Here is an 18,278-nt window from a genome sequence, read left to right on the forward strand (position 1 = left end):
AGGTGTCGTGCACCAGCTGGTCGGCCCCGAGGGCCGCGCCGTGGGAGACGGTGCCGGGCCCGCCCGCCCGGATACCGAGGACCGCCTGCCATCAGTCGGCGCTGATCAACCCCGGGCGCAGGGAACGGAGTTGCCCGCCCCATGTGTACGCAGCGTCACAGTCGTCGCTCGCCCGAACGGTTCTTAACGCAAGCTTGACGCCCACCACCCCGTGGATCAGGGGCCCACGCGTCACTCTCCGCATACGCTGTTGCCGCCGTCCGAGTGATGGCCGGAAACCCACTGAGCCCCACCCAGGAGCACGGCGATGGTCACGACCGAACACCCTCCTCCCAGCCGCCTGCGCGCTTGGATGCTGGAGGGCCTGTCCGACATGGGCAAGGCCGGCGGCCACACGGGACCGCACGCGGAGCCCGAACCTCCGCACAGGGGTCAGCGCTGGTGGCGGGTGATGTGCCTGACCGGCGTCGACTACTTCTCCACCCTCGGCTACCAGCCCGGCATCGCCACCCTGGCCGCCGGTCTGCTGTCGCCGATCGCGACGGTCGTGCTGGTCATAGTCACCTTGGCCGGCGCCCTGCCGGTCTACCGCCGGGTGGCCGAGGAGAGCCCGCGGGGTGAGGGTTCCATCGCGATGCTGGAGCGGCTGCTCTCCTTCTGGCAGGGCAAGCTCTTCGTGCTCACCCTGCTGGGCTTCGCGGCCACCGACTTCCTGATCACCATCACCCTCTCCGCCGCCGACGCCTCCACCCACCTCGTGGAGAACCCGCACCTGACCAGCACGCTCCACGGCCACCAGATGGTGATCACGCTTTTCCTGGTGGCCCTGCTCGGCGCGGTGTTCCTCAAGGGCTTCCTGGAGGCGATCGGCGTCGCGGTCGCCCTGGTCGGCATCTACCTCGTGCTCAACGTCGTCGTCGTGTTCGTCGGCCTGTGGCACGTCGCCACGGCCGGACACGTGGTCACCGACTGGACCAGCGCTCTGACCGCGGAACACAGCAACGTCTTCGTCATGATCGGCCTGTCCCTGCTGGTCTTCCCGAAGCTGGCGCTGGGCCTGTCCGGCTTCGAGACCGGCGTCGCCGTCATGCCGCACGTCCAGGGCGACGACAGTGACACCGAGGACCACCCCAAGGGCCGTATTCGCGACACCAAGAAGCTGCTGACCGCTGCCGCCGTCATCATGAGCGTCTTCCTGATCGCCACCAGCTTCATCACCACGGTCCTGATCCCGGAGAAGGAGTTCAAGACGGGCGGCCAGGCCAACGGCCGCGCGCTCGCCTACCTCGCCCACGAGTACCTGGGTGGGGCGTTCGGCACGGTCTACGACGTCTCCACGATCGCCATCCTGTGGTTCGCGGGCGCCTCCGCGATGGCCGGCCTGCTCAACCTGATGCCGCGCTACCTCCCCCGCTACGGCATGGCCCCGCACTGGGCGCGTGCCGTCCGCCCGATGGTCATCGTCTTCATCCTCATCGCCTTCCTGGTCACCTGGATCTTCGACGCCGACGTCGACGCGCAGGGCGGCGCCTACGCCACCGGCGTGCTGGTCCTGATCAGCTCCGCCGCCATCGCCGTGACCATCGCCGCCCGCAAGGCGGGACAAAGGAACTGGACGATCGCCTTCGCCGTCATCTCCGCCGTGTTCCTCTACACGACGGTCGTGAACGTCATCGAGCGCCCCGACGGCGTGAAGATCGGTGCCTGCTTCATCGTCGGCATCATCCTGGTCTCGCTGCTGTCCCGGCTGGCCCGCGCCTTCGAGCTGCGCGTGACCCGGGTGACGCTGGACGACATGGCGCAGCGGTTCGTCCGCGACATCGCCAGCCGCAAGATCCGGCTCATCGCCAACGAGCCCGACCGGCGGGACAAGGCCGAGTACCGCGACAAGATCGAGCAGATCCGGGCCGACAACGACATCCCCGCCCAGGAGGACTTCGTCTTCGTCGAGGTCACGGTCACCGACCCCTCCGAGTTCGAGGCGGAGCTGACCGTACGCGGCGAGGTGCTCCACGACCGCTACCGCGTCCTGACCCTGGAGTCCTCCTCCATCCCGAACGCCCTCGCCGCCCTCCTCCTGCACGTCCGCGACAGCACGGGCTGCATCCCGCACATGTACTTCGAGTGGACCGAGGGCACCCCCTTCGCCAACTTCCTGCGCTTCTTCCTCTTCGGCCAGGGCGAGGTCGCCCCCGTCACCCGGGAAGTCCTGCGCGAGGCCGAACCGAACCGCGAGCGCCGGCCGCGCGTGCACACCGGCTGACCCGCGGGTCGGAGCGGGTGGCCCGCGGTCAGGCCGCCGTACCCTTCCGCAGGAACCGGCGCCGCGGCGGCCCGGTCACGACCCGGCCATAGCTCATCCGCCCGCGTATCTCCACGCGCAGGACGACCGGTGCCCCGGGCTCCCCCGCCGGACGCGAGCGGATCTTCGCGTAGCCGATCGCGAGGGAGTCGGTGTCCACGACCACCCCCGGCCGGGTCACCAGCCGCAGGGTGCCGCCCCGCATGTCCAGGTCGATGCCCAGGCTGTCGTGTGTGAACACCGCCCCGGTGAAGTCCAGCGTCACGTCGCCCCACGACGAGTCGATCTCCAGCCGTCGCGGAACCACCCAGCCGTGGCCGCGCAGGGCGGAACCGCCCTGCTGCTCGATTCGGACCACGTCCTTGGCCGGGACCGGCTCGGCGACCCCCGGCAGGTCGGACGTCAGGCCGGCCAGCTCACCCAGGGTCCGGGCGGCCAGGGCCGCCCCCACCCGCTCGTCGAGCTCCTCGACGGTCAGCCGCCCGTCGCCCGCCGCAGCCGTCAGCACATCCACGACACGGTCCCGGTCCGCGTGCGCGGCCCGCAGCTCAACCGACATGCCCCTCACCCCGATTCCCGATGGGCCAACCCACGAACAAGAAGAACGCGAACTAAAGCTATATCGCGTTACATCCAACGGCCAACCCCCCTCCACAGTTCCCACCGCGTTCGCCCTATCGTGACCGGCATGCAGTCCTACACGATCGGCCAGGCGGCGCGGCTGCTCGGCGTGAGCCCGGACACCGCCCGCCGCTGGGCGGACGCGGGCCGGATGGCGACCCACCGCGACGAGGCGGGGCGGAGACTCATCGACGGCAAGGACCTCGCCGCGTTCTCCGTCGAACTCGCCAAGGCGGGCGGCGGCGAGGATGACACGGGCACCTCCCACACCTCGGTCCGCAACGCCTTCCCCGGCATCGTCACCGCGATCAAGCTCGGCGACGTCGCGGCCCAGGTCGAGATCCAGGCCGGCCCCCACCGACTGGTCTCCCTGCTCACCCGCGAGGCCGTCGAAGAACTGGGCCTGGAGGTCGGCGTGGAGGCCACCGCCCGTGTGAAGTCGACGAATGTACATATCGACCGGATGTGAGACTGGGCGGCCGACGGCGCCGCAAACCCATACATACCCTGCCTGAACGCCCTCGCGCACTACGGTGTGGGGCCATGACCCTGAGCATCCGCAACCAGCTCCCCGGCACCGTCACCGCCGTCCACCCCGGCGAGGTCATGACCATCGTCAAGATCCGCCTGGACGGCGGCCAGAGCCTCACGGCGGCCATCACCTCGGAGGCCGCCGAACAGCTCGCGCTCGCCCCGGGCGCCACCGTTCGCGCTCTGGTGAAGGCGACGGAAGTCTCCCTGGCCACCAGCCGGGTCGACGGCCTGTCGATCCGCAACCAGGTCCCCGGCACCATCACCCACCTCACGATCGGCACGGCCATGGCCTCGGTGAGGGTGACCGTGGACGGTGGCGAACTCACCGCGGCGATCACCAAGGAGGCGGCCACCGACCTCGGCCTCTTCGTGGGCTCCGACGTCGTCGCCCTGATCAAGGCGACCGAGGTGTCGCTGGCGACGGTGTGAACGCGCGAGGGCCCCGCCCGGACACGGACGGGGCCCCAAGGCTGTCTGAACGGGTCTGGCCGCTCGCTCAGTCCTCGTACGCGTCCAGCGGCGGGCAGGAGCAGACGAGGTTGCGGTCGCCGAAGGCCTGGTCGATGCGGCGCACCGGCGGCCAGTACTTGTCGGCGGCGAGGACCCCGGCCGGGAACACGGCCTCCTGGCGGCTGTAGGCGTGCTTCCACTCGCCGCCGAGCGCGGCGGCGGTGTGCGGGGCGTTCCGCAGCGGGTTGTCCTCGGCGGGCCACTCGCCCGCGCCGACCTTCTCGATCTCCGCGCGGATCGCGATCATCGCGTCGCAGAACCGGTCCAGCTCGGCCAGGTCCTCGGACTCGGTCGGCTCGATCATCAGCGTGCCGGCCACCGGGAAGGACATCGTCGGCGCGTGGAAGCCGTGGTCGATGAGCCGCTTGGCCACGTCGTCCACGGACACTCCGGTCGCCTTGGTCAGCGGGCGCAGGTCGATGATGCACTCGTGCGCGACCAGGCCGCCCGGGCCGGTGTAGAGCACCGGGTAGTGCGGCTCGAGGCGCTTGGCGATGTAGTTGGCGGAGAGCACGGCCACCTGGGTGGCGCGCTTGAGGCCCTCGCCGCCCATCAGGCGGACGTACGCCCACGAGATCGGCAGGATGCCCGCCGAGCCCCAGGGCGCGGCCGAGATCGGGCCGACGCCCGTCTCGGGGCCGGCCGCCGGCTGGAGCGGGTGGTTCGGCAGGTACGGCGCCAGGTGCTCGCGCACAGCCACGGGGCCGACGCCGGGACCGCCGCCGCCGTGCGGGATGCAGAACGTCTTGTGCAGGTTGAGGTGGGAGACGTCACCGCCGAAGTGGCCCGGCTTGGCGAGACCGACCAGCGCGTTGAGGTTGGCGCCGTCGACGTACACCTGGCCGCCGGCGTCGTGGACCTGGGCACAGATGTCGGCGACGTGCTCCTCGAACACACCGTGCGTCGACGGGTACGTGATCATCAGCACCGCCAGCTCGTCACGGTACTGCTCGATCTTCGCCCGGAGGTCCTCGATGTCGATCTCGCCGTCCTCGGCGGTCTTCACCACGACGACCTTCATGCCCGCCATCACGGCGCTGGCGGCGTTGGTGCCGTGCGCGGAGGACGGGATGAGGCAGACGGTGCGCTGGTCGTCGCCGTTGGCGCGGTGGTAGCCGCGTACGGCGAGCAGGCCGGCGAACTCGCCCTGCGAACCGGCGTTCGGCTGCAGCGAGACCTTGTCGTATCCGGTGACCTCGGCGAGACGTTCCTCCAGCTCACGGATGAGCGTGAGGTAGCCCTGCGCCTGCTCGGCGGGCGCGAAGGGGTGCAGCTGCCCGAACTCGGGCCAGGTGACCGGCTCCATCTCCGTGGTCGCGTTGAGCTTCATGGTGCAGGAGCCCAGCGGGATCATGCCGCGGTCGAGCGCGTAGTCGCGATCGGCGAGCCGGCGCAGGTAGCGCAGCATCGCGGTCTCGGAGCGGTGCTGGTGGAAGACGGGGTGGGCAAGGTAGTCGTCGGTGCGCAGCAGGGCCTCGGGGAGGGCGTCCCCGGTCGCCGCGTCCAGCGCCTCGATGTCCCCCTCGACGCCGAACGCCGTCCATACGGCGCCCAGCTGGGCGCGGGCCGTGGTCTCGTCGCAGGCGGCCGAGACGTGGTCGGCGTCGACGAGCCGCAGGTTGACCCCGTTCTCCCGGCCGGCGGCCACGACCTCGGCGGCCCGGCCGGGGACGCGCGCGGTGACGGTGTCGAAGAAGGAGCCGTGGACGACCTCGACGCCCCCCGTCCGCAGCCCCTCGGCGAGGAGGGTGGCGTACCGGTGGGTGCGCCGCGCGATGACCTTCAGGCCCTCGGGGCCGTGGTAGACGGCGTACATACCGGCCATGACGGCGAGCAGCACCTGGGCGGTGCAGATGTTGCTGGTGGCCTTCTCGCGGCGGATGTGCTGCTCGCGGGTCTGCAGGGCCAGCCGGTAGGCCTTGTTTCCGTCCGCGTCGACGGACACGCCCACCAGGCGGCCGGGCAGGCTGCGGGCGAACTTCTCGTGCACCGCCATGTAGCCGGCGTGGGGGCCGCCGAAGCCCATGGGCACACCGAAGCGCTGGGTCGTACCGATCGCGATGTCCGCGCCGAGCTCGCCGGGGGAGGTGAGCAGGGTCAGCGCCAGCAGGTCGGCGGCGACGGTGACGAGCGCGCCGAGCTCGTGCGCCCGGTCGACGACGGGCTTGATGTCGCGTACGGCCCCGGAGGCGCCCGGGTACTGGATCAGCACGCCGTTGATCTCACGCTCGGCGACCTCGGCCGGGATGCCCTCGCTGAGGTCGGCGACCACGACCTCCACGCCGGTCGGTTCGGCGCGGGTCCGGATCACGGCGATGGTCTGCGGCAGCGCGTCCGCGTCGACCAGGAAGAGACCCTTCTTGTTCCTGCCCATGCGCCGGGAGAGCGCCATCGCCTCGGCCGCCGCCGTGCCCTCGTCGAGCAGCGAGGCACCGGAGGTCGGCAGCCCGGTGAGCTCGGCGACCATGGTCTGGAAGTTCAGCAGGGCCTCGAGCCGTCCCTGCGAGATCTCCGGCTGGTACGGGGTGTAAGCGGTGTACCAGGCCGGGTTCTCCATCACATTGCGCAGGATGACGGGCGGGGTGAAGGTCCCGTGGTACCCGAGCCCGATCATCGGGTCGAGGACCTGGTTGCGGTCGGCCAGCGAACGCAGCTCGGCGAGCACCTCGGCCTCGGTACGGGCACCCGGCAGATCCAGGGCGTCGGCGTTCTTGATCACATCCGGCACCGCGGCGGCGGTCAGCTCGTCGAGCGAGCCGTAGCCGACGTGCGCGAGCATCTTGGCCCGCGCCTCCTGGTCGGGCCCGATGTGGCGCTGCTCGAAGGGGATGCCCTGTTCGAGCTCGGAGAGCGGAGTGCGGTGGGCGGTCATTGCGGAGGGCCTCCTGGTCTGACGCGACCTTCGAGGGGCACCCCGGTACGGATACCCCGACGGCCTCCCCCTCTGTCATCTCGACCTGAGAGCTTCACCGGGTCGCCCGAGGGCCCCGGCTTTCACCGTCGGTGAGAGCGGAAGCCGTCGAGACACCGCCCTGCTTTCCAGAGTGACCTCGTCCGTGCGGTACGTGAGCCTGAGAGATTCCGGGGAGGAGTTGCTCCTTCGGCGCCTCCGATGATGTCCGGAGGACTCTCCCGCGCGGGGTCAGCAGCCGTTTGCCAGCGTACCAGCGAGGTGCACGCCTGTTCCTTCGAGTGGCCACCTTGGTGAATGTGCTCTTTTGTAGTGCTTACGGATGAGTTGCGACCAAGAGGAGGGACCGTGCGAACCGACATCGATCCGCGCCACCTGATCGGCCGCAAGGCGTTCGACCGCAATGGCGACAAGATCGGCACGATCGACGAGGTCTACCTCGACGACGCGACCGGCGAGCCGGAGTGGGCGGCCATACGCACCGGCCTCTTCTCCAGGGACGCTTTCGTTCCGCTGGAGCCCAGCGAACTGATCGACGGCACCCTCCGGGTCCCCTTCGAGCGGTCCCTCATCAAGGACGCGCCTGACTTCGGCGTCGGCCGTCATCTCTCCCCCGAGCAGGAACTCCAGCTCTACCACCACTACGGCCTCGACGTGACCCCGTCTCCTCCGCCCCCGGACCGCGACTTCGGCCATTTGGCGGGCACGGACGAGACGGCGGGACCGGCGTAGCGAACGCAAGCCCCACAGAGCCGCCCCGGGCCGGCTCCTTCCGGCCAGCACCGGCCGGACACACCCCCGCTCCCTCGTCCGCCTCAGCCCCCGCACCGCGGAGGGGCTCATCCGCAGCGCGTCAGGGCCTGTCCGCACCGCCTCGGGATCCCTCCGCACCGATGGGAGCCCGCTCCCCATCGCTCCCGGGTCGGAGCCCGCTCGCAGCTGTCCGGGCTGTCAAAGGCAGCGGCTCCGCCGGTTCCAGGGCCGGGTCGTCGACCCGGAACGTCCGCACTCGGCCGGGCGCCGAGCCGGGCGTCTCGAAGCGCACGGTGACCCGCCCGAGCCCGCTGCCCTGCGCCCAGCCGTGCCCGAACTCCGCGTGCCGTACGTCGTGCCCCGCGGGCCAGCGCCGTTCGGCCGGCGTCGGCTGTTCGGCGACAGGCTCGGGCACTGCCTCCTCCGCGGCCGCTTCCGCCAGCTCACCCGCCGCCTGGGCGAACAGGTCCTCCTGGGTGTAGTCGGCGAGCCCGGAGACGCCCACCCCGAGCAGCCGTACACCGCCGGTCGTGTCGACGGAGTCCAGGAGGCGGGCCGCCGCCTCCCGCACGACCGCCGGATCGTCCGTGGGCCCCCGCAGCGTCTCCGACCGGGTCAGCGTCGAGAAGTCGTATCGCCGCACCTTCAGCACGATGGTCCGCCCCGACAGCCCGGCATCGCGCAGCCGCCGCACGCATCGGTCGGCGAGCCGCTGCACCTCCAGGCCGACTCGGAGCCGGTCGTGGATGTCCACGTCATAGGTGTCCTCGACCGACACCGACTTGGCCTCCCGCTCCGCCACCACGGGCCGCTCGTCGTGCGCCAGCGCCATGGCGTACAGAGCGTGACCGTGGGCCTTGCCCACCAGCCGTACGAGCTCGTCCTCGCCCGCCTCGGCGAGTTCGTCGACCGTGGTGATCCCGGCGCGTCGCAGATGGTCCCCGGTGGCCGGCCCCACCCCGGGCAGCGTGCGCACCGACAGCGGGCCCAGCAGCGCCCGCTCCGTCCCCGGCTCGATCAGCACCAGCCCGTCCGGCTTGGCCTGCTCGGAGGCGATCTTCGCGAGCATCTTGGACGCGGCGAGCCCCACCGACCCCGTCAGTCCCGTGACAGCCCGGATGTCCGCGCGCAGCTTCACCCCGGCCAGCCGTGCTGATTCCCCGTCCCGGGCCGCTCCCCCCGCCTCCAGGTCCACGAACGCCTCGTCCAGGCTCAGCGGCTCGACGAGCGGGGACAGCGCCCGCAGCAAGCCCATCACCTGTTCACTGATCGACCGGTACACCCCGAAGCGCGGGACGAGATAGGCGGCGTTCGGGGCGAGCCGACGCGCCTGGGCCATCGGCATCGCCGAGTGGACCCCGAAGACCCGCGCCTCGTACGACGCGGTGGCGACCACTCCGCGCGGCCCCAGCCCGCCCACGACGACGGCCTTCCCGCGCAGGCTCGGCTTGGACGCCTGCTCCACCGAGGCGAAGAAGGCATCCATGTCGAGGTGCAGGATCGTGGGCGCGTTTCTCACATCTCCGATGCTGCACCACGCCACTGACAATGCACCGGCAGCCGGTACGCGGGACGGGCAGCGCCCTGCGCCGCCGCGGGGCAGGCGCGGCAGGCGCCGTCAAACCGCCCGGTTGCGCCGCCGCGCCAGCTCGTCGGCGGGGTTCTGCCCGACGAGGGTCTCCCCGGTGTCGATGCGCTCCCCGTGCAGCTGTGAGAGCGCGCTCTCCACGTCCCGCCACACCACGCCCACGGCGATCCCGAAGATCCCCTGGCCGCCCTGGAGCAGGGCGTGGACCTCGTCCGGGGAGGTGCACTCGTAGACCGTGGCGCCGTCGCTCATCAGCGTCATGCGCTCCAGGTCACGGAAACCGCGCTCCCTGAGGTGCTGGACGGCGGTGCGGATGTTCTGCAGCGAGACGCCGGTGTCCAGAAAACGCTTCACGATCTTCAGGACGACGACGTCCCGGAAGCTGTACAGCCGCTGCGTGCCCGACCCGTATGCGGGCCGCACGCTCGGCTCGACCAGGCCGGTGCGGGCCCAGTAGTCCAGCTGCCGGTAGGTGATGCCGGCGGCCGCGCAGGCCGTCGGACCGCGGTAGCCGATCTGCTCGGACGCCATGGACGCCGCCCCTCCGCCGCTCGGCACGGCCGTCGGTCGCTGCGGAACGTGGTCGGTCGCGCTGCCATGAAGCGGGTATGGACCACTCTCCCCGAGAGCACGTCCGGGGGCACCCCCAGCCATACCGTCGCCGCTGCTTCTCACGCCGACCTCCGTCCTTGACCTGCCTTCTCGACGGTAGGCAGTCACCGGGGGTGCGTCAACGATCGCCACACTCGGCACGCCGAGTGATAATCACCCTAAGAGTGGTTTCCCGTGCCCCACCGCGGGGAAAGGCTAGCCGAATGCGCCGACGGGGAACGTCAGGACGCTCTCACTGACTGCTGGTACCGAAGTCCTCGGGCGAGATCTGGTCGAGGAACTCGCGGAACTTCTCCACCTCGTCCTCCTGCTCGTCCGGAATCGCGATGCCCGCGTCGTCGAGCACCGTGTCACTGCCGTAGATCGGCGTTCCGGTGCGCAGGGCCAGCGCTATGGCGTCGGACGGGCGGGCGCTCACCTCGACTCCGCTGGCGAAGACCAGCTCCGCGTAGAACACGCCCTCACGCAGATCCGTGATGCGCACTTCGGTGAGCTCCTGGCCGACGGCCTCCAGCACGTCCTTGAACAGGTCGTGGGTCAGCGGTCGTGCGGGGGCCATGCCCTGCTGGGCGAAGGCGATCGCCGTCGCCTCCCCCGGTCCGATCCAGATGGGGAGGTACCGATCGCCGCCCACTTCACGCAGGAGCACGATCGGCTGGTTGGAGGGCATTTCCACCCGGACACCTACGACATCGAGCTCGTTCACACAGCAACCCTAGGCCGTGCCCGGGATGTTTGGGTAGTCGGGCCGGGAACGGGCGCCCGATCCGGCCTCTCGCACACCAGTGCCGCTCAAGGCAGCCGAACCCCGAGCGCGGTCTGCACCAGGGCCGCGTGCAACCTCACCGTGAGCGCGGCCAGCTCCTTCGTACGAGCCTCCGCGTGCGCCCTGGTCTGCGGATTGCGGTGCCGCTTGAGCGGGGCGACCACCTGGTCCACCAGCCCGGCCTCCCGGTCGGCGGCGCCCTTCATCACCCGCAGGTGGCGCGGCTCGATCCCGAACCGCCCCAGCTCCGCGACGAGGGAGGCCACCGTGACGGCCTCCGCGTCGTACACCCCGCCCTCGAGGGGAGCGATGAGTCCGTACGACTCCCACTCCTTCAGGTCGCTCTCGTCGATCCCGGCGGCCGCCAGCAGCTCGACCCGCCCGATCCGGGCGGCCGTGGGCCCCTCCGGGGGTTCGAGCACCGTCTCACCGGCGCGCTGGCGCCCCACGACCGGCAACGGCACGGCCTCGCCGCGCTCCATCGCGTCCAGATGCTCGCGGATCACCTTGAGCGGCAGATAGTGGTCCCGCTGCATCCTCAGGACGTGACCGAGGCGCTCGACGTCCTCGGCACTGAACTTGCGGTACCCCGAGGGAGTCCGCTGCGGCTCGACCAGCCCCTCCGACTCCAGGAACCGGATCTTGGAGATCGTGACGTCGGGGAACTCCTCGCGCAGCACGTTCAGCACCGTGCCGATGCTCATCAGCCCACTGTCCGCGGCGGCGGTGCCGTGCCCGGCACCGCCGCTCGGTGTTCGAAGCATGGACCTTCCCTGGGGGTCCCCCCGGACGGCGTCCGGGGGAGGGTCAGATGCCCTGCCGGCTCGCGTAGAAGACCAGCCGGTACTTGCCGATCTGCACCTCGTCACCGTTCGACAGAGCGACCTCGTCGATCCGTTCACGGTTGACGTACGTGCCGTTCAGGCTGCCCACGTCCGCCACCGTGAAGGAGCCGTCCGGAGAGCGCCGGAATTCCACGTGGCGACGCGAGACCGTCACGTCGTCCAGGAAGATGTCGCTCTGCGGATGACGCCCGGCCGTGGTCAGCTCGCTGTCCAGCAGGAAGCGGCTGCCCGAGTTCGGCCCACGGCGCACCACCAGCAGCGCCGAGCCCAGCGGCAGCGCGTCGACGGCCGCCTGCGCCTCCGGGGAGAGCATCGGCGTCTGACCGGTCGCCTCCGCGTCGTAGGCCTCCAGGCCCGAGATGGAGATCGTGCTCGTGGTCTCGGACGCGCGCTCCGGTACGGCGCCGGGGCGCAGCGGCGCACCGCAGTTGGAACAGAAGCGGGCGTTCTCCGCGTTGCGGTTACCGCACCTCGTACACACCAGGACCGACATGGACGGATCCTCCTGCCCCGCCGGAGCGTTGGACGCGTACGGGCCGGAGGCAAACCCTCCACCCGTACCTGAGGTTGACGGTTGCCCGAAACCTATGCCGCCGGGCTGGGCAGGGTCAACAGACGGCGCGCCCTGACCTCCGGAAATGTCACCGCCCGGACCAGCCACCTGGTCACGGAACAGCGGGCGCTGACCCTCTGCGTCAGGCTGTGCGCGATGGCGGGCGGTCGCGTTGTCGCTGCCCTCTCGCGCGCTCTTGCCGAACAACTTCGCAAACAACTTCACGGGCGATTCCCCTTGACCGAAACAGACCCGCCCGTGGGGCAGGACGAACCCTGATTGCCTACACCGGCCAACCCGGACACCTTCACAACGTCCGTAGCCACCAGACAGTTTCCACCACGCACCACCCCTTCCGTGCGCCGACCCCCCGCAACCTCATGCCCCTGCCGGACGTCCCCCATGCACTCTCGGTTCACTACGAGGACGACCGAGCGTAGTCAGGCTGCTTCGCCGGTCGCAAGGCATCCACGACGATCTTGGTCGACCGCTCGACGGTCACGGTGGCCTGCTCCTTCTCGAGAGTCTGCACCACACCTCCGGGAATGTTGAGCGCCGGCTCGAGGTCCTGCGGTTTGCCGATGACCTTGAAACGATAGGGAGCGTTGATCTTGTTCCCGTCGACGCTCACGCTCTTGCCGGAGTCCGTGAGGTAGGTGCCGGCAACGACCCGGACACCGTTCACCTGGATCGCCTCCGCGCCGGCAGCGCGCAGCTCCTGGATCGCGTCGAGCAGCATGTCCGCCTGGACCGTCCCCTTCGTGTCGTCGACCGTCATCGTGATGCCGGGACCCTCGGCCGCCACGGTGCCCGCGAGGATGCCGAGTTGCTTCTCCTTCTCGGCGGTCTGCTTGCGCGCCTCCGCGGCCTGGTCGGAGCTGCTCTGCAGCTCCTGCCGCTGTTTGTCCAGTCCCTGCTTCTCGTCCTCAAGACGCTGAGTACGGTCGTCGAGTTCATCGAGGATACGGACGAGATCCTCCTGGCGGGCGCCGCGCAGGGCGCTGTCGCTGTCACTGTTCGACGCCACCTGCACGGCCAGCCCGAAACCGAGGCCGAACAGAAGTACCGCGACGATCAGTTGGGCCCGTGTCACGCGGGGCGGCCACAGTCCCTGGACCAGGCGCCGGCGGCCGGTCAGTGCCTGCTGGGGCTGCTCCCCGACGGTCTGCTCCCCGGCGGTCTGCTCCTCGGCGGTCTGCTCCTCGGCGGTCTGCTCGGGCACGGGGGCCGTCGCGGGCACCTCGGCGGGCAGTTCCTTGCGCAGCCTGTTCTCCGGCTGCTCGTCCTGGTTGCTCATCGGTGTCACGCCCGGAACACGTGGCGCCGGATCGCCGCGGCGTTGGAGAAGATACGGATGCCGAGGACCACCACGACGCCGGTGGACAGCTGAGCGCCCACGCCCAACTTGTCGCCCAGGAACACGATCAGCGCGGCCACGACCACGTTGGACAGGAACGACACCACGAAGACCTTGTCGTCGAAGATGCCGTCGAGCATGGCCCGCAGGCCGCCGAAGACGGCGTCCAGCGCCGCGACGACGGCGATCGGCAGATAAGGCTCGACGACCGCCGGAACCTCGGGCCGGACCAACAGGCCGGCCACGACTCCCACGACGAGGCCCAGTACGGCGATCACGATGTGCCCTTCTCAGTGCTCGGCTGTGCTGTACGTACGATCACACTCGGTGCGGCGGGCAGCCGGACGTCGCTCTCCGTGGAGATGCCGGTCCGGATGCCGTAGTTCTCTTCCAGGGCGTGCAGATACAGCCCGTCGGCGCTGTTCTGGAACCTGGTGCTCAGCTTCTTCCCGTCCCCCACCGCCAGGACCGTGTAGGGCGGCACCAGCGGCTTGTTGTCGACCAGTATCGCGTCACCCGCGGCCCTGATCGCCGACAGGGCGGTCAACCTCTGACCGTTGATGGAGACGGCCTCGGCGCCCGAGGCCCACAGCCCGTTCACCACGCGCTGCATGTCGCGGTCGCGCACCCGGCCGGTGTCGGAGAATCCCGAGGTCTCGCGCGGGTTGCCGTCGCCGCCGGAGGTGGCTTCCTTGGCGTCGTTCACGACGAGCTTGACGCCGGGTCCGTGCACCGCCGTGGCGCCCGACAGGACACCGGCCAGGTCCGCCTGCCCGCTGCCGCCGCTCTTCTTCAGCGCCGCCCGCTGGCGCTCGCTCACGTCGTCGCGCAAGGTGTCCACGTCGCCCTCGAGCTTGTCCGCCGCCGATGTCTCGCGGTCGATGCGGTCGATCAGCTCCTGGCGCTCCTTGGCGACCACGGGCGCCGCCACGCGTGCCTGTGCCGCCCCTACGGTCACCACGAGCGCCGTGAGGACCAGACCGGCGGCGAGGCCGAGCTTCGCCCGGAGGGTCTTGGGCATGCCGCCCGACTCCCCCAGGACCTTCCTCCGGGCGGCAGCCTCGGCGTACCCGTCGTCGAGGCTGTGGTCCATGACGTTGGTGATCAACGACATGGAGGCATCCGGACGCGCGGGCCGCGAGGGTGTGCTCCGAATGGGGGGTTGCTGCGGCATGCCGCACATCGTCGCACGTCGCGACCAGTACCTCCGAACGGCCCCACCGGCGTGCCGGACAGGCCCCCATGGGGGACACTTGTCCGGCACGCGCGCGTGCCGCGCTTTGCACCGTCCGGGCTTACCGTCCGGGCTTACCGTCCGGGCTTACCGTCCGGCGCTGTCCACGACCGCCGACCACTCGTCGAGCAGGGCCTGTGCGGAGGCGTCGTCCGGCCCCTCCGCCCACAGATGGGTGACCGCCTCGGCCGGGTCGGGCAGCACCATCACCCAGCGCCCGTCGGTCTCCACGACCCGCACACCGTCGGTGGTGTCGACATAGCGTTCTCCGGCGGCCTCGACGACCCTGCGCATGACCAGTCCCTTGACGGCCCAGGGAGTCGCAAGATCCCGCTTCAGGACGTGTGCCCGCGGGATACGGGCGTCGATCTGGCTGAGGGTGAGCTGGGTGCGGGCCACCAGCCCGATCAGCCGTACGAAGGCGGCCGCACCGTCGTAGACGCTGCTGAACTCGGGGACGATGAACCCGCCCTTGCCGTCACCGCCGAAGATGGTCCCTTCCTCGCCGCCCACGCGCGTGAGGTCGTCCGGCGACGTGGTGGTCCACTCGACCTGGGTGCCGTGATAAGCGGCGACCTGCTCGGCGATCCTGGTCGTCGTCACCGGCAGCGCCACACGCCCGCTGCGCCGCTCGGCGGCCACGAGGTCCAGCATGACGAGCAGCGCCCGGTCGTCCTCGATGATCCGGCCCTTCTCGTCGACGAGCGACAGCCGCTCGCCCACGGGGTCGAACCGGACGCCGAACGCGGCACCCGAGGACGCCACGATCTCTCCGAGCCGCACGAGCCCCGCACGCCGCATCTCGGCGGTCTCCGTCGGCCGGGACTCGTCGAGACCCGGGTTGATGGTCAGCGAGTCCACACCGAGCTTGCCGAGCAGGCTGGGCAGCACGAGCCCGGCGCTGCCGTTGGAGGCGTCCACGACGACCTTGAGCCCCGATTCGGCGATTCCGGTCGTGTCGACGTTCCGCAGCAGCGACCCGGTGTACGAGTCGAAGACGCTCGCCGGGAAGTACAGATCACCGATCTCCCCCGGGAACGCGCGGCGGTACTCCTGCCGCGCGAACACCCGGTCCAGCTTGCGCTGGCTGCCCTGCGAGAGGTCCGCGCCGTTCCCGTCGAAGAACATGATGTCGACGGAGTCCGGCACACCGGGAGAGGTCCGGATCATGATCCCGCCGGCGCTGCCGCGCGCGGTCTGCTGCCGGGCGACCGGCAGCGGTACGTTCTCCAGGTCCCGTACGTCGATGGCGCTGGCCTGGAGCGCGGAGATGACCGCCCGCTTGAGCGCACGGGCACCACGGGAGTGGTCGCGGGCCGTGGTGACGGTGGAGCCCTTCTTGAGGGTCGTGGCGTAGGCCCCTGCCAGCCGGACCGCCAGCTCGGGCGTGATCTCGACGTTCAGGATCCCGGTGACGCCGCGGGCGCCGAACAGGTGCGCCTGGCCCCTGGACTCCCAGATGACCGAGGTGTTGACGAAGGCGCCGGCCTCGATCGTCTTGAACGGGTAGACCCGCACGTTGCCCTGCACGATCGATTCTTCGCCGATCAGGCACTCGTCACCGATGACCGCGCCGTCCTCGATGCGTGCAGCACGCATGATGTCGGTGTTCTTGCCGACGACGCAGCCCCGCAGATTGCTGTGCTGGCCGACGTAGACGTTGTCGTGCACGACGGCCTTGTGCAGGAAGGCACCGCTTTTCACGACCACGTTCGAGCCGACCACCGTGTGCTCTCGGATCTCCGCGCCCGCCTCGACCTTGGCGTAGTCGCCGACGTAGAGCGGCCCCCTGAGCACGGCATCCGGGTGCACCTCGGCGCCCTCGGCCACCCATACGCCCGGGGAGATCTCGAAACCGTCGATATCGACGTCGACCTTGCCCTCGAGCACGTCGGCCTGCGCCTTCACATAGGACTCGTGGGTACCGACGTCCTCCCAGTAGCCCTCGGCGACATAGCCGTAGACCAGCTTGCCCTCCTTCATCAACTGCGGGAAGACGTCACCGGACCAGTCCACGGGGACATCGGGCTCGACATAGTCGAAGACCTCGGGCTCCATCACGTAGATGCCCGTGTTCACGGTGTCCGAGAAGACCTGGCCCCAGGTCGGCTTCTCAAGGAAGCGCTCGACCTTGCCTTCCTCGTCGACGATGGTGATGCCGAACTCCAGCGGATTGGGCACACGCGTCAGACAGACGGTGACCAGCGCGCCCTTTTCCTTGTGGAAATTGATCAGCTCGGTGAGGTCGAAGTCGGTCAGGGCATCGCCGGAGATGACAAGGAAGGCATCGTCCTTCAACGCCTCTTCGGCGTTCTTGACGCTTCCGGCGGTACCGAGTGGCTTCTCCTCATTGGCATACGTGAGCTCCATTCCGAGCTCCTCGCCGTCACCGAAGTAGTTCTTGACGAGTGAAGCCAGGAACTGCACGGTGACGACGGTCTCGGTGAGCCCATGCCTTTTGAGCAGCCGTAGCACGTGCTCCATGATCGGGCGGTTCGCCACGGGCAGGAGCGGCTTGGGCATGCTCGAGGTCATAGGGCGAAGGCGAGTGCCTTCACCACCGGCCATCACGACGGCCTTCATGTCGGAAGCGTCCTCCTCTAAGAGACGACGGTCCAGCCGACTTCACCCGTCCAGATTGTCCCGCACTTTTCCGTCGCGGGCCATCGCAAGCCACTACGTCCGGACAATCGGCGAGTTCAGCCGGTCATGGCGTCCGCACGAACGAGGCGGCGGACCTGGACCACGTAGAGCACTCCTGCCCACCAGTAGAGGGTTGTACCCCACCCTGCGAACGCCCATCCGAAAATAGCAGCGAGTGACGAGATCCATCCGTGTCCGTCACTGAGCACCAACAAGGGGAAGGCATACATCAGGTTGAAGGTCGCTGCCTTCCCCAGGAAGTTCACCTGCGGTGGCGGATAGCCGTGCCGCCTGAGGATGCCCACCATCACCAGGAGAACCAGCTCTCGCGCCAGGAGTGCAGCTGTCAGCCACACCGGCAGGATTTCGCGCCAGGTGAGTCCGACCAGCGTGGACAGAACGTAGAGGCGGTCGGCGGCCGGATCAAGGAGCCGGCCGAGGCTGCTGATCTGGTTCCAGCGCCGCGCGAGCTTGCCGTCCAGATAGTCACTGATCCCGCTCAGGGCCAGCACGAGCAGCGCCCAGCCGTCGCTGTTGGGACCCCCGAACTCCGGCCGGAGAATCAGCCACAGGAAGAGGGGTACGCCGACGAGCCGGGCCATGCTGAGGATGTTCGGGATGGTGAGGACCCGGTCCGTCTGGACACGGGTCTCCTGGACCTCCACCCGGGGGCCTCCTGTGGGAAACGTACCAACGATGCCCCCTGACCTTACCTCAACGCAAAAAAGCTCTGGCTCTTGGGCTGATGCCCAAGAGCCAGAGCTCTAAAAGGAGTTCGGCGGTGTCCTACTCTCCCACAGGGTCCCCCCTGCAGTACCATCGGCGCTGTGAGGCTTAGCTTCCGGGTTCGGAATGTAACCGGGCGTTTCCCTCACGCTATGACCACCGAAACACTATGAAACAGACAACCAGACCACGCTGTGGCAACGTGGGGCTGTTCGTGGTTTCAGAACCAACACAGTGGACGCGAGCAACTGAGGACAAGCCCTCGGCCTATTAGTACCGGTCACCTCCACCAGTTACCTGGCTTCCAGATCCGGCCTATCAAC

At 69.5% G+C, this 18,278-nt stretch carries 16 protein-coding genes, 1 rRNA gene and 1 riboswitch; of the genes, 4 read left to right on the top strand and 13 right to left on the bottom strand.

Features of this window, described 5'->3' with window-relative positions; all coding sequences use genetic code 11:
* Nucleotides 1-307 precede the first annotated feature (307 nt).
* Nucleotides 308-2,263 carry an amino acid transporter gene (locus tag ACH45E_RS04125; protein WP_361435343.1) on the top strand — a complete coding sequence of 652 codons (1,956 nt, stop codon included), beginning with the start codon at nt 308-310 and terminating at the stop codon, nt 2,261-2,263.
* Nucleotides 2,264-2,291: 28 nt separating this feature from the next.
* On the opposite strand, the gene ACH45E_RS04130 is transcribed toward ACH45E_RS04125, so the two are convergent.
* Nucleotides 2,292-2,861 carry a DUF1707 domain-containing protein gene (locus ACH45E_RS04130; RefSeq protein ID WP_361435341.1) on the bottom strand — a complete coding sequence of 190 codons (570 nt, stop codon included), beginning with the start codon at nt 2,859-2,861 and terminating at the stop codon, nt 2,292-2,294.
* Nucleotides 2,862-2,990: 129 nt separating this feature from the next.
* Between ACH45E_RS04130 and ACH45E_RS04135 the strand changes: the two genes are divergently transcribed.
* Together ACH45E_RS04135 and ACH45E_RS04140 are read left to right on the top strand one after the other, a co-directional pair.
* Nucleotides 2,991-3,392 carry a helix-turn-helix transcriptional regulator gene (locus ACH45E_RS04135; RefSeq protein WP_361435339.1) on the top strand — a complete coding sequence of 134 codons (402 nt, stop codon included), beginning with the start codon at nt 2,991-2,993 and terminating at the stop codon, nt 3,390-3,392.
* Between the two features lie 74 nt (nt 3,393-3,466).
* Nucleotides 3,467-3,886, top strand: coding sequence for a TOBE domain-containing protein (locus ACH45E_RS04140; protein ID WP_361435337.1), 420 nt, complete (start codon nt 3,467-3,469; stop codon nt 3,884-3,886).
* 67 nt (nt 3,887-3,953) lie between these two features.
* Here the strand turns inward: ACH45E_RS04140 and gcvP are convergent, their stop codons facing one another.
* Nucleotides 3,954-6,839, bottom strand: coding sequence for an aminomethyl-transferring glycine dehydrogenase (gene gcvP, locus ACH45E_RS04145; RefSeq protein ID WP_361435335.1), 2,886 nt, complete (start codon nt 6,837-6,839; stop codon nt 3,954-3,956).
* Between the two features lie 177 nt (nt 6,840-7,016).
* Nucleotides 7,017-7,112, bottom strand: a riboswitch (glycine riboswitch).
* Between the two features lie 114 nt (nt 7,113-7,226).
* Here gcvP and ACH45E_RS04150 point away from each other — a divergent pair.
* Entirely contained in the window at nt 7,227-7,610 is a 384-nt protein-coding gene (locus ACH45E_RS04150; protein ID WP_361435333.1) for a PRC-barrel domain-containing protein, read from the top strand.
* Nucleotides 7,611-7,731: 121 nt separating this feature from the next.
* Here ACH45E_RS04150 and ACH45E_RS04155 read toward each other — a convergent pair whose 3' ends face one another.
* The 11 genes from ACH45E_RS04155 to rrf all read right to left on the bottom strand — a co-directional run bounded on the left by ACH45E_RS04155 (nt 7,732) and on the right by rrf (nt 18,119).
* A complete protein-coding gene (locus ACH45E_RS04155; RefSeq protein ID WP_361435330.1) occupies nt 7,732-9,150 on the bottom strand; it encodes a DNA polymerase IV in 1,419 nt (472 codons plus the stop codon).
* Nucleotides 9,151-9,249: 99 nt separating this feature from the next.
* Nucleotides 9,250-9,894: a MerR family transcriptional regulator gene (locus ACH45E_RS04160; RefSeq protein ID WP_361435328.1), complete on the bottom strand. Its 645-nt coding sequence runs from the start codon at nt 9,892-9,894 to the stop codon at nt 9,250-9,252.
* Nucleotides 9,895-10,063: 169 nt separating this feature from the next.
* On the bottom strand, nt 10,064-10,537 hold the full coding sequence (locus ACH45E_RS04165; protein WP_026253112.1) for a bifunctional nuclease family protein: 474 nt from the start codon (nt 10,535-10,537) through the stop codon (nt 10,064-10,066).
* 86 nt (nt 10,538-10,623) lie between these two features.
* A complete protein-coding gene (locus tag ACH45E_RS04170; RefSeq protein ID WP_361435326.1) occupies nt 10,624-11,361 on the bottom strand; it encodes a MerR family transcriptional regulator in 738 nt (245 codons plus the stop codon).
* A gap of 43 nt (nt 11,362-11,404) precedes the next feature.
* Nucleotides 11,405-12,220, bottom strand: coding sequence for an FHA domain-containing protein (locus ACH45E_RS04175; RefSeq protein WP_361435324.1), 816 nt, complete (start codon nt 12,218-12,220; stop codon nt 11,405-11,407).
* A 193-nt stretch (nt 12,221-12,413) separates the two neighbouring features.
* Nucleotides 12,414-13,292: a DUF881 domain-containing protein gene (locus ACH45E_RS04180; RefSeq protein ID WP_361435322.1), complete on the bottom strand. Its 879-nt coding sequence runs from the start codon at nt 13,290-13,292 to the stop codon at nt 12,414-12,416.
* Between the two features lie 5 nt (nt 13,293-13,297).
* Nucleotides 13,298-13,630 carry a small basic family protein gene (locus ACH45E_RS04185; RefSeq protein ID WP_003988855.1) on the bottom strand — a complete coding sequence of 111 codons (333 nt, stop codon included), beginning with the start codon at nt 13,628-13,630 and terminating at the stop codon, nt 13,298-13,300.
* Entirely contained in the window at nt 13,627-14,466 is an 840-nt protein-coding gene (locus ACH45E_RS04190) for a DUF881 domain-containing protein (protein ID WP_361435320.1), read from the bottom strand. Before ACH45E_RS04190 ends, ACH45E_RS04185 begins: the two co-directional genes overlap by 4 nt.
* Nucleotides 14,467-14,673: 207 nt before the next feature.
* Nucleotides 14,674-17,169, bottom strand: a complete 2,496-nt coding sequence (locus ACH45E_RS04195) for a mannose-1-phosphate guanyltransferase (RefSeq protein ID WP_361435318.1) — start codon at nt 17,167-17,169, stop codon at nt 14,674-14,676.
* 116 nt (nt 17,170-17,285) lie between these two features.
* Nucleotides 17,286-17,894 (bottom strand): CDP-alcohol phosphatidyltransferase family protein, encoded by a 609-nt coding sequence (locus ACH45E_RS04200; protein ID WP_361435316.1) that lies wholly within the window; start codon nt 17,892-17,894, stop codon nt 17,286-17,288.
* A gap of 108 nt (nt 17,895-18,002) precedes the next feature.
* A 5S ribosomal RNA gene (rrf, locus tag ACH45E_RS04205) occupies nt 18,003-18,119 on the bottom strand.
* Nucleotides 18,120-18,278: the final 159 nt, after the last annotated feature.

It is taken from the genome of Streptomyces sp. NPDC020299 (genome assembly GCF_044387825.1).
Lineage (GTDB): Bacteria > Actinomycetota > Actinomycetes > Streptomycetales > Streptomycetaceae > Streptomyces.

What these genes read in the sequence shown, in the direction of transcription:
- ACH45E_RS04130 (WP_361435341.1), bottom strand. Translation starts at nt 2,861, where the DNA reads ATGTCGGTTGAGCTGCGGGCCGCGCACGCGGACCGGGACCGTGTCGTG.
- ACH45E_RS04180 (WP_361435322.1), bottom strand. Translation starts at nt 13,292, where the DNA reads ATGAGCAACCAGGACGAGCAGCCGGAGAACAGGCTGCGCAAGGAACTG.
- ACH45E_RS04170 (WP_361435326.1), bottom strand. Translation starts at nt 11,361, where the DNA reads ATGCTTCGAACACCGAGCGGCGGTGCCGGGCACGGCACCGCCGCCGCG.
- ACH45E_RS04195 (WP_361435318.1), bottom strand. Translation starts at nt 17,169, where the DNA reads ATGAAGGCCGTCGTGATGGCCGGTGGTGAAGGCACTCGCCTTCGCCCT.
- gcvP (WP_361435335.1), bottom strand. Translation starts at nt 6,839, where the DNA reads ATGACCGCCCACCGCACTCCGCTCTCCGAGCTCGAACAGGGCATCCCC.
- ACH45E_RS04125 (WP_361435343.1), top strand. Translation starts at nt 308, where the DNA reads ATGGTCACGACCGAACACCCTCCTCCCAGCCGCCTGCGCGCTTGGATG.
- ACH45E_RS04190 (WP_361435320.1), bottom strand. Translation starts at nt 14,466, where the DNA reads ATGTCGTTGATCACCAACGTCATGGACCACAGCCTCGACGACGGGTAC.
- ACH45E_RS04135 (WP_361435339.1), top strand. Translation starts at nt 2,991, where the DNA reads ATGCAGTCCTACACGATCGGCCAGGCGGCGCGGCTGCTCGGCGTGAGC.
- ACH45E_RS04140 (WP_361435337.1), top strand. Translation starts at nt 3,467, where the DNA reads ATGACCCTGAGCATCCGCAACCAGCTCCCCGGCACCGTCACCGCCGTC.